This is a genomic window from Pseudomonas sp. Q12-87 (assembly GCF_001269755.1).
In the GTDB taxonomy this organism is placed as follows: Bacteria; Pseudomonadota; Gammaproteobacteria; order Pseudomonadales; family Pseudomonadaceae; genus Aquipseudomonas; species Aquipseudomonas fluorescens_S.
On record NZ_LHVI01000028.1, the window covers coordinates 457,994 to 472,151 of the forward strand.

Here is a 14,158-nt window from a genome sequence, read left to right on the forward strand (position 1 = left end):
TGCGCAGCACCCCTCCCGACGTAGTTCAGTCGGTCACCCAGCGAGCGCTGCGCACTCGAGCGGGAGCAAGCTCCCTCGCCACAACGCTGCCCGCTTGGGAATGCGGTCAACCCTGGGTCTACCGTTCGGATTTCGGGGTCGCGACTTTGTCCCGCAGGTACACCGGTTGTGCATCATCGGCCGGGATGGCTTCGCCGCGTTCCCAGGCGAAGCGTGCCAGGGCCAATAGGTCTTCGGCGTGGGGCAGCGCAGTGGCGTCCTGCCCGCTGAGGTGGACGGCGATGCGCTCGCCGTAGCCCCAACCGGTACCGGCGCCGAACCAGTCGCCGTCGGCTTCGCCCGGTAACGCCGCGGCTTCGGGTGGCAGCACCGCTTCGGCGCCGACCAGGCGCATCTCGCCATCAGTCTCGCGGTAGCAACCCCAGTACACCTCGTCCATACGCGCATCGATGGCTGCCGCGACTTGGCGGGCGCCGTGTTCGCGCAACGCTCGCTGTGCCAGTACCGCGAGGTTGGACACCGGCAACACTGGGCGTTCCAGCGCGAACGCCAGGCCCTGCACCACACCAATGGCGATACGCACGCCAGTGAATGCTCCCGGACCACGACCGAAGGCAATCGCGTCCACCGCCTGCAAAGTGGTGCCGGCGTCACTGAGCAGTTGTTGGATCATCGGCAAGAGCTTCTGGGCATGCAGCCGCGGGATCACCTCGTAATGGCTCGTGACCTTGCCGTCGTGCAGCAAGGCAACGGAGCAAGCTTCAGTCGCGGTGTCCAGGGCCAGCAAGGTGCTCATCGATGTGTCCGTAAATCAGGTGGGAAAAAAGTGCGCCAGTATAAACAACTACGGCCCGCAAGCGGGCCGTAGTTGACGCAACTGATCAGACTTTTCAGCTCAGCGCTTGAAGCACCTTGCCGGTGATCGCTTCAACCGAACCGACGCCAGCGATGTGGCTGTACTTCGGCTTGCCCTGGGTCTTGGCGGAAAGCTTCTGGTAGAAGTCCACCAGCGGCTTGGTCTGGGAATGGTAGACCGACAGGCGATGGCGCACGGTTTCTTCGGTGTCGTCCTTGCGCTGCACCAGGTCTTCACCGGTGACGTCGTCCTTGCCCGCGGTTTTCGGCGGATTGTAGATAGTGTGGTAGACACGACCGGACGGCTCGTGGACACGACGACCGGCGATACGCTGGACGATCTCTTCGTCGTCGACGGCGATCTCGACCACATGATCGAGCTCCACGCCAGCTTCTACCAAGGCTTCGGCCTGGGGAATGGTGCGTGGGAAACCGTCGAACAGAAAGCCGTTGACGCAATCGGCTTGAGCGATGCGGTCCTTGACCAGGGCGATGATCAGGTCATCCGATACCAGGCCACCGGCATCCATGATGCCCTTGGCCTTGACGCCCAGCTCGGTGCCGGCCTTGACCGCGGCACGCAGCATGTCGCCCGTGGAGATTTGCGGGATGCCGAATTTTTCGGTGATGAACTTTGCCTGAGTACCTTTACCGGCCCCGGGAGCTCCCAGCAGAATGACGCGCATCGATGTGCTCCTCAATTTTTTTATGTAAACGCTCGGATTCGCCTCGTGGGGCCAATCTCGGAAAACAGGATCGTGACCGCCCAAACGGCCAAAGGCTGATCAAGATACACAGCAGGCCCGACCCACACAAGCCGCCGAAAGTCGGAGGAACCCGCGCCCGACGCGACCTTTGGCGTAGGTGGCGAGAGTCGCAACCGGGCAACAAACTGTCGCCTGGCCGACCTGTTCCCGCCCCTTGCCGGGTAACGCCCGGGCTAGGGGGCGAGCCGTTTCGGTGCGCTGCCTGACCTTAGCCGGTGTTGCGCAAACCGGCGGCAATCCCTGCCACAGACACCAGCAGCGCCTGTTCCACGGGGCTGCCCTGGCCCACTTCCTGTTGCCGCGAGCGTGCCAACAGTTCGGCCTGCAACAGGTGGAGCGGGTCAAGGTAGGTGTTGCGCAAGCGGATGAATTCCAGCGTATCCGGGCTATGTGCCAGTAGCTGCGACTGAGCGGTCAAGCCAAGGACGACGGAGCAGGCCTGCGACAATAGGTCGCGTAAATGCGCACCCAAAGGCAGCAACCCGGGTTCCACCAGACGTTCGTCGTAGGAACGCGCAATATCCGCGTCAGCCTTGGCCAGGACCATTTCCAGCATGTCGATGCGGGTGCGGAAGAACGGCCATTGCTCGCGCATCTGCCCCAGCAACTCGCCTTCGCCGCGCTCCAGGGCCTTGCCCAGGGCGGTTTCCCAGCCGAGCCAGGCCGGTAGCATCAGGCGGGTCTGGGTCCAGCCGAAGATCCATGGGATCGCCCGCAAACTTTCGATACCGCCGGCCCGACGCTTGGCCGGACGGCTGCCCAGGGGCAGGCGCCCCAACTCCTGCTCCGGTGTCGACTGGCGAAAATACTCGACGAACTGCGGGTTCTCGCGCACCACCGCCCGGTAGGCCTTGACGCCGTCGGCGGCCAGCTCGTCCATCAGGTGCCGCCATTGGGGCGTGGGAGGTGGCGGTGGCAACAGCGTCGCTTCCAGCACCGCGGCGAGATAGAGATTGAGGTTCTGTTCAGCGATGTCCGGCAAGCCGAATTTGAAACGAATCATTTCCCCCTGTTCCGTGGTGCGGAAACGCCCGGCTACCGAACCGGGTGGCTGGGACAGGATCGCCGCGTGCGCCGGACCGCCGCCACGCCCCACGGTGCCACCGCGACCGTGGAACAACAACAGCTCCACTTGCTGCTCGCGGCAGATGTCCACCAGCCGTTCCTGAGCCCGATATTGCGCCCAGGCCGCCGCTGTGGTCCCGGCGTCCTTGGCCGAATCGGAATAGCCGATCATCACTTCCTGGGGCCCCTGCAGCCGCGAGCGATAGCCCGGCAGCAGCAACAGCCGCTCGATCACCGGCCCGGCGTTGTCCAGGTCCGCCAGGGTTTCGAACAACGGCACCACCCGCATCGGCCGCAGCACGCCGGATTCTTTCAACAGCAGCTGCACCGCCAGGACATCGGAAGCCGCGCCGGCCATGGAAATCACATAGGAGCCAAGGGACGCCGCCGGCGCCGCCGCGACTTCCCGGCACGTCGCAAGCACTTCCGCGGTATCGGCCGAGGGCTTGAAGTGGGCCGGCAACAGCGGACGCCGGTTGTTCAGTTCCTCCAGCAGGAACTTGATGCGCTGCTCCTCGTTCCAGTCCTCGTAGCGGCCCAGGCCCAGGTAGTCGGTGATTTCCGTCATGGCGGCAGTGTGCCGCGTGGAATCCTGGCGCACATCGAGGCGCACCAGGAACAACCCAAAGGTCACCGCCCGGCGCAGGCAGTCAAGCAACGGCCCATCGGCGATCACGCCCATGCCGCATTCGTGCAGGGAGTGGTAGCACAGCTCCAGGGGCGCCAGCAGCTCGCGGTTTTGCTGCAACACCTCGGCCGTGGCAGGCGTAGTGGCCTTCAAGGATTGCTGCGCCCAGTTGCGGGTGGCGCGCAGGCGTTCGCGCAATTGCTTGAGCACCGCGCGATAAGGTTCGGCGCTGTCGCCGGCCTGGGCACGCAAGGCTTCGCTGGCGTTTTGCATGGACAGATCGGCGGCCAGGTGGTCGACGTCGCGCAAATACAGGTCCGCAGCCATCCACCGCGCCAGCAGCAGCACTTCCCGGGTCACCGCCGCCGTGACATTCGGATTGCCGTCACGGTCGCCGCCCATCCACGAGGCAAAGCGGATCGGCGCGGCCTCCAGCGGCAGGCGCAGCCCGGTGGCGGCGTGCAGGGCCTGGTCGGCCTTGCGCAAGTAATTGGGAATGGCCTGCCATAGCGAATGCTCGATCACGGCGAATCCCCACTTGGCCTCGTCCACGGGGGTCGGCCGGGTGCGGCGGATTTCCTCGGTGTGCCAGGCTTCGGCGATCAGCCGTTGCAGGCGCTGCTGGATCTGAGCGCGCTCGGCACTGGTCAGGTCGCGGTGATCCTGGGCCGCCAATTGCGCGGCGATGGCGTCGTACTTCTGGATCAGCGTGCGGCGCGCCACTTCCGTCGGGTGGGCGGTGAGGACCAGTTCGATTTCCAGCCGCCCCAACTGCCGGGCCAGGGACTCGGCGCCATGGCCCTCGGCTCGCAACCGGGCGAGCAGTTCAGGGAGCACTCGCGCCTCGAAAGGCGCTGGCTGCGACTCTTCGCGGCGGTGAATGAGCTGGTATTGCTCGGCGATGTTGGCCAGGTTCAGGAACTGGTTGAACGCCCGCGCCACCGGCAGCAGCTCGTCTTCGCTGAGCTGGTTGAGGCTGGCACTGAGCTCGGCATCCACGGAACCGCGGCGGTCAGCCTTGGCGCCCTTGCGGATCTGCTCGATCTTGTCGAGGAACGTGTCGCCGTACTGTTCGCGGATGGTATTGCCCAGCAGCTCGCCGAGCAGGTGAACATCCTCGCGCAAGCGCGCATCGATATCGGTCATCAGCAGTTCTCCAGCAAAAGGTCCGGACAGCGATCGGGTGAGACGCAGGAGATAGAGAGTGCCGATGCCGGTCGTTTATGACAAGCGACGAAGGGACTTTAAACCTTGCCGGACGAAGCTAGTCTGATGGGTAAGCCACACAACGGCTTGCCACTCACCGCGCCTGCCACGAGCCGGCTTATTGAGGTCATCATGAAAATCCGTGAGCTCGCCCAGCACTGGGAAGAAAACGCCAAGGGCCGCCTGACCCAGACTGGCTACACGATTCACCTGGACGTGGAAGCCGCCGCACGGCTGGCAGCGATCTGCGACATGTACCCCAAGCGCCAGCCCGAAGAGCTGCTGGGCGAACTGATCGGGGCGGCGCTGGAAGAGCTGGAGGCCAGCTTCCCCTACGTCAAGGGCTCACAGGTCGTTGCCACCGATGAAGAAGGCGACCCGCTGTACGAAGACGTCGGCCCGACCCCACGTTTCCTCGCCCTCTCCCGCCGCCATCTGCACGAACTTTCCTCGCAGAACGACAAATCGAAACACTGATCCGATCCTTTCCAAAGGGCTGTTCCCGGCGCTGGGCCTGTCATTTCCAGCGCTGGGAATACCGCTGCGCGCCTTGAAAGTTCAGCTTTTCTGCCGCTGACCGATCAGTCAGTAATTCTTTTGGCGATTGGCCACCTCGGCCTGAACTTTTGAAAAAAGCCTCGGGTCACACCGAGTAACCATACTGGAACGGTCGTTTAAATAAACGCGCCCTGGCGCCCGCGCCAAAACAGACGTCACGGCTTCGGTCCCAGCATGGATCAGTATTTTTCAGGAGTTTTCCAATGGAGTTGAAGCCTATGAATACCTGCACTGCCAAACCCTCATCCACTGGCCTGCGCGGCCTGAAGTTGGCTGCCCTGGCTATCGGTAGCAGCTTCATCCTCGCCGGTTGTGCCGGCAACCCACCTTCGGAGCAGTACGCGGTGACGCAATCGGCGGTCAACAGCGCCGTCAGCGCTGGCGGTACTGAATTCGCGGCGGTGGAAATGAAGTCGGCCCAGGACAAGCTCAAGCAAGCCGAGCTGGCCATGCACGACAAGAACTACGAAGAAGCCAAGCGTCTGGCCGAACAGGCCGAATGGGATGCCCGTGTCGCCGAGCGCAAGGCCCAGGCCGCCAAGGCCGAACAAGCACTCAAGGATTCCCAGAAAGGGGTTCAGGAACTGCGTCAGGAAGGCATGAACAAGGTTCAGTAGACCGTTCCCGCCACGACGTACTTCTCATTGATAAAAGGACGACAGACTATGACGCACAAACATTTGATGATGCCCGCCCTGCTCGCTGCCTGCGTAGCCCTGGCCGCTTGCTCCCATGACCCGAACGCGAACCTGGAACAGGCCCGCACCAACTACAACGGCCTGCAGGCTGACCCGGCCGCCACCAAGGTCGCCGCCCTGGAAACCAAGGACGCGGCTGATTTCCTGGCCAAGGCCGACAAGGCCTACCTGGACAGGGAAGACGAAGCCAAGGTCGACCAACTGGCCTACCTGACCAACCAGCGCGTCGAAGTGGCCAAGCAGACCATCGCCCTGCGCAACGCCGAGGCCGAACTGAAAAACGCCGGCGACGAACGCGCCCGTGCGCTGCTCGATGCGCGCAATGCTCAGATCAAGCAGTTGCAGGACAGCCTGAACGCCAAGCAGACCGAACGCGGTACGCTGGTGACCTTCGGCGACGTGCTGTTCGCCACCAATAAGTCCGACCTGCGCTCCAATGGCGTGGCCAACGTCAACAAACTGGCCCAGTTCCTCCAGGAAAACCCGGACCGCAAGGTGATTATCGAAGGCTACACCGACAGCACCGGTTCGGATTCCTACAACCAGTCGCTGTCCGAGCGTCGCGCCAGCTCCGTGCGTACCGCGCTGGTGAAAATGGGCGTCGACCCGGCTCGCATCGTGATCCAGGGCTACGGCAAGGAATTCCCGGTGGCCGACAACACCAGCGTTTCGGGCCGTGCTATGAACCGTCGCGTGGAAGTGACCATCTCCAACGACAACCAGCCAGTAGCACCGCGTTCGAGCATGAGCGCCAACTGATCGGCTGAGTGCAATGCAAAAGCCCCGTCTGACTTCAATCAGGCGGGGCTTTTTATCGGCTAACACATCTCCCCTGTGGGAGCGGGCTTGCTCGCGAAAGCGTCCGGTCAGCTACATATACAGGACTGCCACACCGCCTTCGCGAGCAAGCCCGCTCCCACAGGGGATCTATGGAGTCCTTGGGATTACGGCTGCAACTTCTGCGGCGTCTCCTGCCCCATGCAACGAACGGCACGCTTCTTCTCGTTGATCAGCACGCCGGTCAGGCCTTTCTGCTCGGTGTCGAACAGCACCAGCACGCCGTCGATGCACTGGGCGACTTGGGGAGCCGGCTCCAGGGAAACCTTGTAGTCCTCGCCCGGTACGGTCTTGAGCATGGTGAACTGGTTGAGCAACAAGGCGTCCTCCGGCTTGGCGAAGTGCAGGTAGCCGTAGTACCAAAGCACCGCGACGGTGCCGATGATGCTGCAGATACCGGTAATGATCAGGGGGATGGCGTTGCGTTCTTCGCTCATTGCGGGCTCTCAGGAGATTCAGCGGGTGATTTCGGAAAGTTGGGGACCTCGCCCAGGCGGCGCAGACCGTCGAAGTGCTGCGGGTCGTCGAGGTAACGCAGCATCACGGTTCGCCAGGTCGGGTCGGCGAAGGTTTGCACATGGCCGCCGCGGGTCAGTTGCAGGACCCGCGGCGGCGGCGCAGCTTGATACAGACGGATGCCGTTGGAAAGAGGCACGATGGGGTCATCGAGGCTGTGGTAGATCAGCTTCGGCACGCCGGTCAGTTGCGCCACGGAGCCAATCGCGCTGTCACCGTCCGGCACCAGCCAGGACAACGGCACCTGGAACGGCCAGGTCAGCCATGACGTACTGAGGGCGAAACGCCCTACCTCGCGATAACTGGCGGGCACGCCGTCGAGCACCAGGGCCTTGAGCTGTTGTTGGCGCTGCGGATGTTCCACCAGATAATGCACCGCCAGCGCGCCGCCCAGGCTTTGGCCGAGCAGCACCAATGGCTTGCCCCGGACCTCCGGCGACTGGTCGAGCCATTTGAACGCCGCGTCGATGTCTTGGTAAATCGCCGGCAGGCTCGGCTCGCCTTCGGACAACCCATAGCCGCGGTAGTCGATCATCAGCACTTGGTAACCCTGCTCCGGCAACCACCAGCTCCCGCCCAGGTGCCAGGCCAGGTTGCCGCCGTTGCCGTGCAGGTGCAACACCGTGCCCTTGACCGCCACGCCTGGCTTGACCGGTAGCCACCAGCCATGAAGCTTCAAACCATCGGCAGTGGTCAGGGTGACGTCGCGATATTCGAGCTTGGCCCGCTCCGGGGTGAACGGCAGGCCGTGCTCGGGGTAGAACAGCAGGGAACTGCAGCCGCTCAGGGCCAGCAGCAGGTAAACGATGCCGAGGATTCGCATCCGGTGAAACCTCGCAAGATACAGAAATTGAAACATAGTCCACTGTGGGAGCGAGCTTGCTCGCGAAAGCGGTGGATCAGTCGACATCATCGTTATCTGATCCACTGCTTTCGCGAGCAAGCCCGCTCCCACAATTGGGCAATGTGATGTTCAAAGGATATTGGAGTAATCCGCTTCGATCCGGTCCAGGCTCAGGTGATTGAGGAAGTTGGAGAAACACATCCAGGCCGACAGTGCATTCATGTCACGGAACTGCTCGGGCAGGTACTTGGGCGGTACGACCAGGCCTTCGTCCACCAATTGCCGCAACGTGCGCATGTCCTCCAGGGTGGTCTTGCCGCAGAACAGCAGCGGCACTTGCTCCAGCTTGCCTTTGCGTACCGCCAGCTGAATGTAGTTGTAGACCATGATGAAGCCCTTGAGATAGGACAAGTCTTTGGTAAATGGCAGACCGGTCGGCACCGAACCACGGAAAACACGGCTGGCGTTGCCATAGCTTTCGGCCATCTCGAAACCCTGCTCGCGGAAGAACTCGAAAACCTGCAGGAAATCGGCCCCCTCCTCCACCATGTGGATGGCCCGGGTGCGGTTGGTGAGTTTGCGCAGGCGACTTGGGTAGGACGCGAAGGTGATAATTTCCATCAGGATCGCCAGGCCTTCCTGGGTCACGGTGGACGAGGGAGGGCCCTTGGACAAGAAGGTGCAGATCGGCTGGTTCAAGCCGTTGAGAGTCGTGCCAACGTGCACCAGCCCTTCGTGGACTTCCAGGGCGCGCACGTCGCGCTCGTTGAACATCGCATCGGTGCGGATCTTGATGTAGTCGGCCCCCGCCGCCGCATCGGCCACGATCCCGTCGGATTCAAACACCCGGATGGTTTCCTCGGCCTCGCCGAAGACCCGGTTGAGACGGTGTTGCAGCAGGCTCACGGCCTCCTTGGCGCTGAGCACTTTCGGCTCATCCTTGAGGTCGCCACGGCCGTCGATGTTGTTCAGGTAATCGGAGAGCATCAGGCCCAGGTCGGCCAGGGTCGGGTCGCCGGCGTGGAAGGCGTCGGAGGCGGCGCCGTAGAGCTCCTGGGAGATCAGTCCGAAATCCTCGGTACCCCGCGCTTCGAGCATGCGCACCACCATGCGATATTCCTTGCACATGCGGCGCATGATCTGACCCACCGGGTTGAACTGCCCCAGTTGGCGGGTGATGTCGCGCTCGATGTTCTGGAACTCCAGCTTTACCTTGCTGGAATCGAAGGACAGCGGACGGTTGAGATAATAGTCGCGGTCCACCGCCGGCATTTCCTTGCCCTTGGCCTTGAGGAACCCCTTGCGGATGTTCTCGTCCCACTTCACGGCATCGAGAATGCGAATCGGCGTTTGCGCCAGCACAATGCGATCGGACAAGGTGCGTATCGTCTGCTGGTAATCGTCCACCCGGAACTCCTGTGAAAAAACATCCGCCTGCTGCGGTTATTGGGATTTGACCAGTCGCTGGTAGCGCACGGCTTCCGAGAACACATCGGAATTGGCCGGGTCGTCGAGGTAACTGAAAACCTTGTTCATGTCGCTGTCCACCAGCACGCCGTCGCCCGCTTCGCTCTGGCTCGGCTGGCCGCTGAGGATCTTCTGCCCGATGGCCTGGTTGATCTGCTCCAGGTCCAGGTTGTAGACCACCAACTCCTGCTTGTCGGTCAATTCGAAACCGGCGATCACGTAATGCCCGCCATAGTGGGCCGGCACCTTCGCCGACAGGTACCAACGGCTGCCGTGGCGGGAGACGGTCAGGGGAATGGCTTCGCGCTCTTGGGGCCTGGCCCTGAAGTAGCTGATGGCCTGGTAGCGGTGCTTGCCGACTTTCGTCAACTCCAGGTTCAACGGTTCGCCCCAGGCATTGGTGCTGGTCCAATGGCCCAGCAGGCCCTTGGGCGCGGCTTCGCTGTCAGGTAACGGTGCCTTGAACGACACCAGGCAACCACTGAGCAGTAGCAGCGAAACGGCCAGTGCAACGGCACGCCAGGCTTTCATTGGAACTCCCTATAGTAGGCAGTGGCGAGGGAGCTTGCTCCCGCTGGGCTGCGCAGCGGCCCTTTTGGTGAGTGCTGCGCACTCAAGCGGGAGCAAGCTCCCTCGCCACATAGACTGCGGTGCTTTCAACTACACCGAAGCCAGTACCAGGTGCATGTAGCGGGTCAGGATACCGAGCATGTCTTCACCGGCTACCGGCTCGGCGCCATTGAGCAAGCCCTGATATTCCATCCGTCCGATAATCGCCGTCAACACTTTGGCATCCTGCTGTGGCTCGCGGGAACCCAATACCTGGAAAAACTGACACGTGCCGTGCAGCAAGATCTGCTGGTGGGAGCGCACCAGCTCCGCCAGGCGCGGGTTGAGCAATGCTTCTTGGCGGAAGGCCTGTTCGGCCATCAGGTATTCGCGGCGGCTGTCCAATTGGTGCTGTACGTATTCAGCGGTCATCCGCGCAATGTCGTCCGCCAGTTGCGAGCGCGATTGGGGGCTGCCGTCACCGTAGGCGACCATCTCCCGCAGCAGGCCTTCGTTGTTGGCCCACAGCTTGCCCATGAACGCCGCGCTGCGCTCCACGTACTGGGCGAAGGTATCGGTGAGCAAGTCATCGATGTCCTTGAAATAGTACGTGGTGGCCGACAGCGGCACGCCCGCTTCAGCGGCTACGGCGCGATGGCGCACGGCCCGCACGCCATCACGGACCACAATGCGCATGGCCGCGTCGAGAATATCCTGGCGACGCTGCTCACTGCCCTGGCGGCTCGCTTTGCGGCCCTGGTACTGAACACTTTCAGCGACAGCCGTGGCGACGCCCGCTGCACCTTCTGAAGCCATTGCACGATTCACGACAGGTCTTTCCTCGCTATTTCGGAAGTAACTATTTGATACGTTTGTACCAGACAGGCAATAAAAAGCCGCCCATCGAGGCGGCTTTTTAATTGAAACACTTACGCTTGGGGCCGCATGTGCGGGAAGAGAATGACATCCCGGATCGACGGCGAGTTGGTCAACAACATCACCAGCCGATCGATGCCGATGCCTTCACCGGCGGTCGGCGGCATGCCGTACTCCAGGGCACGTACGAAGTCAGCGTCGTAATGCATGGCTTCATCGTCGCCGGCGTCCTTGTCGGCCACCTGGGCCATGAAACGCTCGGCCTGGTCTTCGGCGTCGTTGAGCTCGGAGTAGGCGTTGGCGATTTCACGGCCGCCGATGAACAGCTCGAAACGGTCGGTCACGCTTGGGTTCTCGTCGTTACGACGGGCCAGCGGCGACACTTCGAACGGGTACTGGGTGATGAAATGCGGCTGTTCCAGCTTGTGCTCGACCAGCTCCTCGAAAATCATCACTTGCAGCTTGCCCAGGCCTTCGAAGCCGAGCACCTTGGCGCCGGCCTTCTTGGCGATGGCACGGGCTTTCTCGATGTCCTGCAGGTCGGCCGCGGTGATGTCCGGGTTGTACTTGAGGATCGAGTCGAACACCGACAAACGCACGAACGGCTCGCCGAAGTGGAAGACCTTATCGCCATACGGCACGTCGGTAGTCCCGAGTACCAGCTGCGCCAGCTCGCGGAACAGTTCCTCGGTCAGGTCCATGTTGTCTTCGTAGTCGGCGTAGGCCTGGTAGAACTCGAGCATGGTGAACTCGGGGTTGTGCCGGGTCGAAACGCCTTCGTTACGGAAGTTGCGGTTGATCTCGAAGACCTTTTCAAACCCGCCGACAACCAGCCGCTTGAGGTACAGCTCCGGCGCGATACGCAGGAACATTTCCATGTCCAGGGCGTTGTGGTGGGTTTCGAACGGCTTGGCCGCCGCACCGCCGGGGATGGTCTGCAACATCGGTGTCTCGACTTCGAGGAAGTCACGCTTCATCAGGAAGCTGCGGATGTGGGCGATGACCTGCGAGCGCACGCGGAAGGTCTGGCGCACCTCTTCGTTGACGATCAGGTCGACGTAACGCTGGCGATAACGCTGTTCGGTGTCGGTCAGGCCGTGGTGCTTGTCCGGCAGCGGGCGCAGGGACTTGGTCAGCAGGCGCACGCTGGTCATCTCGACGTACAGGTCGCCCTTGCCGGAGCGGGCCAGGGTGCCTTCGGCGGCAATGATGTCACCCAAGTCCCAGGTCTTGACGGCGGCCAGGGTTTCTTCGGGCAATGTCTTGCGGTTGACGTAGACCTGGATGCGACCGGTCATGTCCTGGATCACCATGAACGAACCACGGTTGAGCATGATGCGACCGGCCACCTTGACGGGAATCGCCGCTTCAGCCAGCTCTTCCTTGGTCTTGTCCGCGTACGTCTTCTGCAGCACGTCACAGTAGGCGTCACGGCGGAAGTCGTTGGGGAAGGCCTGGCCCTTGGCGCGCTCGGCAGCAAGCTTTTCCTTGCGCAGGGCGATCAGGGAGTTTTCTTCCTGTTGCAGGGCTTGCGGGTCGAGTTCTAGGTCGCTCATGTCTTTAAGGATTCCATCACAGGTTCGTTGCCCCCGGCCGCCGGGGCCGGAGTTTGCGGGCAAGCCTCGCTCCCGGGGAAGCGTGCCTGCCCACCGCGTGGGTGTCGCGTTACAGCCCTTGCTTGAGGCTGGCGATCAGGTATTCATCGATGTCGCCGTCGAGCACCTTGTCGCAGTCGCTGCGTTCAATGCTGGTGCGCAGGTCCTTGATACGCGAGGCATCGAGTACGTACGAGCGGATCTGGTGACCCCAGCCGATGTCCGACTTGGTGTCTTCCAGGGCCTGGGACGCGGCGTTGCGCTTCTGTACTTCCTGCTCGTAAAGACGGGCCCGCAGCATTTTCATCGCGGTGTCTTTGTTGGCGTGCTGGGAGCGTTCGTTCTGGCAGCTGACCACGGTGTTGGTCGGTACGTGGGTAATCCGTACGGCCGAATCGGTGGTGTTGACGTGCTGACCACCCGCACCGGAGGAGCGGTAGGTGTCGATGCGCAGGTCCGCCGGGTTGATCTCGATTTCGATGTTGTCGTCGATTTCCGGGGAAACGAAGACGGCCGAGAACGACGTATGGCGACGGTTGCCGGAGTCGAACGGGCTCTTGCGCACCAGGCGATGCACGCCGATCTCGGTTCGCAGCCAGCCAAAGGCGTATTCGCCCTTGATGTGCACGGTGGCGCCCTTGATCCCGGCGACTTCACCGGCGGACAGCTCCATGATGGTGGCGTCGAAACCGCGCTTGTCAGCCCAGCGCAGGTACATGCGCAGCAGGATGTTGGCCCAGTCCTGGGCCTCGGTGCCGCCGGAGCCGGCCTGGATGTCCAGGTAGGCGTTGTTCATGTCCATCTCGCCGCTGAACATGCGGCGGAATTCCAGCTTGGCGAGGTTCTCGTCCAGGCGTGTCAGTTCGGCGACGACATCGCCGACCGCGCCTTCATCGTTCTCTTCGACAGCCATGTCCAGCAGGTCGCGGCAATCGGCCAGGCCGCTGGACAACTCGTCCAGGGTCTCGACGATCTGCGCCAGCGCAGCACGCTCGCGCCCCAGTTCCTGGGCGTACGAAGGGTTGTTCCAGACATTCGGATCTTCAAGCTCGCGATTGACTTCGGTCAGGCGCTCATGCTTTTGATCGTAGTCAAAGATACCCCCGAATAGTTTCGGAGCGCTCGGACAGGTCCTTGATGGTGTTAAGGATCGGGTTGATTTCCATGGCGGGCAGCACTCGTTGGCGAACTTTTGAAAGCCGGCGAGTATAACGTAATCAAGCGCTGGCGGCAGCCCGCCTGGCGGCTTTAGGGGCATGAAACTCAGGGACATGGCTCAACACCGGCCCCGTGGCGAGGGCGCTTGCTCCCGCTGGGCTGCGCAGCAGCCCCCCTCAAAGGCCACTCAATCAACCCGATCCACCGAGTTGCCTGGTTTCAGGGCCGCTGCGCGCCCCAGCGGGAGCAAGCTCTTATCAAACAAAATATAACCCATTGTTTTTGCTTCTAAAAATCATGCAGCCTTAACTAATTGCATACCCAACTTTCGGGCTTTGCGCTCCAGAGCCCGCAGTTGGCGTCCCCGGCTTTTCTCCTCAAACTCTTCTATCCCTTTCTCAACGTAGGGTTGGCCTTTGGTGAGCATGGCGTAAATCAATCGCGCCAGTTGATGAGCCGTCGCCTTGATCGCGCAACTAGTGTCCATCCGCGTCAGGCGGGCACGGTGGCTGGCGCCAATAAAACTTTTATCCTGCCGT

The 14,158-nt window shown here is 62.1% G+C and carries 13 protein-coding genes and 1 pseudogene; 3 read left to right on the plus strand and 11 right to left on the minus strand.

Going from position 1 to position 14,158, the window contains the following annotated elements; translation table 11 throughout:
* Nucleotides 1–118: 118 nt before the first annotated feature.
* From tsaB to ppc, 3 genes are all read right to left on the minus strand, one after another.
* Nucleotides 119–796: a tRNA (adenosine(37)-N6)-threonylcarbamoyltransferase complex dimerization subunit type 1 TsaB gene (gene tsaB / locus AD663_RS21660; protein ID WP_003184986.1), complete on the minus strand. Its 678-nt coding sequence runs from the start codon at nucleotides 794–796 to the stop codon at nucleotides 119–121.
* A gap of 94 nt (nucleotides 797–890) precedes the next feature.
* The gene (adk, locus tag AD663_RS21665) at nucleotides 891–1,541 is read right to left on the minus strand and encodes an adenylate kinase (protein WP_003184987.1); all 651 of its coding nucleotides are present in this window, start codon (nucleotides 1,539–1,541) and stop codon (nucleotides 891–893) included.
* A gap of 289 nt (nucleotides 1,542–1,830) precedes the next feature.
* Nucleotides 1,831–4,461 carry a phosphoenolpyruvate carboxylase gene (gene ppc / locus AD663_RS21670; protein ID WP_003184990.1) on the minus strand — a complete coding sequence of 877 codons (2,631 nt, stop codon included), beginning with the start codon at nucleotides 4,459–4,461 and terminating at the stop codon, nucleotides 1,831–1,833.
* A gap of 192 nt (nucleotides 4,462–4,653) precedes the next feature.
* Between ppc and AD663_RS21675 the strand changes: the two genes are divergently transcribed.
* The 3 genes from AD663_RS21675 to AD663_RS21685 all read left to right on the plus strand — a co-directional run bounded on the left by AD663_RS21675 (nucleotide 4,654) and on the right by AD663_RS21685 (nucleotide 6,536).
* A complete protein-coding gene (locus AD663_RS21675; protein WP_003184992.1) occupies nucleotides 4,654–4,998 on the plus strand; it encodes a hypothetical protein in 345 nt (114 codons plus the stop codon).
* A 284-nt stretch (nucleotides 4,999–5,282) separates the two neighbouring features.
* Nucleotides 5,283–5,696 carry a DUF4398 domain-containing protein gene (locus AD663_RS21680; protein WP_053214509.1) on the plus strand — a complete coding sequence of 138 codons (414 nt, stop codon included), beginning with the start codon at nucleotides 5,283–5,285 and terminating at the stop codon, nucleotides 5,694–5,696.
* A gap of 48 nt (nucleotides 5,697–5,744) precedes the next feature.
* Nucleotides 5,745–6,536 (plus strand): OmpA family protein, encoded by a 792-nt coding sequence (locus AD663_RS21685; protein ID WP_003184995.1) that lies wholly within the window; start codon nucleotides 5,745–5,747, stop codon nucleotides 6,534–6,536.
* A gap of 185 nt (nucleotides 6,537–6,721) precedes the next feature.
* Here AD663_RS21685 and AD663_RS21690 read toward each other — a convergent pair whose 3' ends face one another.
* The 8 genes and pseudogenes from AD663_RS21690 to AD663_RS21725 all read right to left on the minus strand — a co-directional run.
* Nucleotides 6,722–7,051 carry a hypothetical protein gene (locus AD663_RS21690; protein WP_003184997.1) on the minus strand — a complete coding sequence of 110 codons (330 nt, stop codon included), beginning with the start codon at nucleotides 7,049–7,051 and terminating at the stop codon, nucleotides 6,722–6,724.
* Nucleotides 7,048–7,953, minus strand: a complete 906-nt coding sequence (locus AD663_RS21695) for an alpha/beta hydrolase (protein WP_053214510.1) — start codon at nucleotides 7,951–7,953, stop codon at nucleotides 7,048–7,050. Before AD663_RS21695 ends, AD663_RS21690 begins: the two co-directional genes overlap by 4 nt.
* Before the next feature lie 150 nt (nucleotides 7,954–8,103).
* Nucleotides 8,104–9,381 (minus strand): flavohemoglobin expression-modulating QEGLA motif protein, encoded by a 1,278-nt coding sequence (locus AD663_RS21700; RefSeq protein WP_003185001.1) that lies wholly within the window; start codon nucleotides 9,379–9,381, stop codon nucleotides 8,104–8,106.
* A gap of 36 nt (nucleotides 9,382–9,417) precedes the next feature.
* A complete protein-coding gene (locus AD663_RS21705) occupies nucleotides 9,418–9,972 on the minus strand; it encodes a hypothetical protein (RefSeq protein ID WP_003185003.1) in 555 nt (184 codons plus the stop codon).
* Nucleotides 9,973–10,101: 129 nt separating this feature from the next.
* Nucleotides 10,102–10,818, minus strand: coding sequence for a TetR/AcrR family transcriptional regulator (locus AD663_RS21710; RefSeq protein ID WP_003185005.1), 717 nt, complete (start codon nucleotides 10,816–10,818; stop codon nucleotides 10,102–10,104).
* A gap of 101 nt (nucleotides 10,819–10,919) precedes the next feature.
* Nucleotides 10,920–12,422 carry a lysine--tRNA ligase gene (lysS, locus tag AD663_RS21715; protein WP_003185007.1) on the minus strand — a complete coding sequence of 501 codons (1,503 nt, stop codon included), beginning with the start codon at nucleotides 12,420–12,422 and terminating at the stop codon, nucleotides 10,920–10,922.
* 109 nt (nucleotides 12,423–12,531) lie between these two features.
* Nucleotides 12,532–13,627 (minus strand): peptide chain release factor 2 gene (gene prfB / locus AD663_RS21720; RefSeq protein ID WP_152632816.1). Its coding sequence is split into 2 segments (ribosomal slippage): nucleotides 12,532–13,554 and nucleotides 13,556–13,627, totalling 1,095 coding nucleotides; the frame shifts between segments, so codons are not numbered across the junction.
* 287 nt (nucleotides 13,628–13,914) lie between these two features.
* Nucleotides 13,915–14,158, minus strand: a pseudogene (locus tag AD663_RS21725) (IS110 family transposase); the annotation flags it as partial.

Bases quoted from the DNA above. Each gene is read 5' to 3' on its own strand.
- tsaB (WP_003184986.1), bottom strand. From the start codon at position 796: ATGAGCACCTTGCTGGCCCTGGACACCGCGACTGAAGCTTGCTCCGTT.
- adk (WP_003184987.1), bottom strand. From the start codon at position 1,541: ATGCGCGTCATTCTGCTGGGAGCTCCCGGGGCCGGTAAAGGTACTCAG.
- ppc (WP_003184990.1), bottom strand. From the start codon at position 4,461: ATGACCGATATCGATGCGCGCTTGCGCGAGGATGTTCACCTGCTCGGC.
- AD663_RS21675 (WP_003184992.1), top strand. From the start codon at position 4,654: ATGAAAATCCGTGAGCTCGCCCAGCACTGGGAAGAAAACGCCAAGGGC.
- AD663_RS21680 (WP_053214509.1), top strand. From the start codon at position 5,283: ATGGAGTTGAAGCCTATGAATACCTGCACTGCCAAACCCTCATCCACT.
- AD663_RS21685 (WP_003184995.1), top strand. From the start codon at position 5,745: ATGACGCACAAACATTTGATGATGCCCGCCCTGCTCGCTGCCTGCGTA.
- AD663_RS21690 (WP_003184997.1), bottom strand. From the start codon at position 7,051: ATGAGCGAAGAACGCAACGCCATCCCCCTGATCATTACCGGTATCTGC.
- AD663_RS21695 (WP_053214510.1), bottom strand. From the start codon at position 7,953: ATGCGAATCCTCGGCATCGTTTACCTGCTGCTGGCCCTGAGCGGCTGC.
- AD663_RS21705 (WP_003185003.1), bottom strand. From the start codon at position 9,972: ATGAAAGCCTGGCGTGCCGTTGCACTGGCCGTTTCGCTGCTACTGCTC.
- lysS (WP_003185007.1), bottom strand. From the start codon at position 12,422: ATGAGCGACCTAGAACTCGACCCGCAAGCCCTGCAACAGGAAGAAAAC.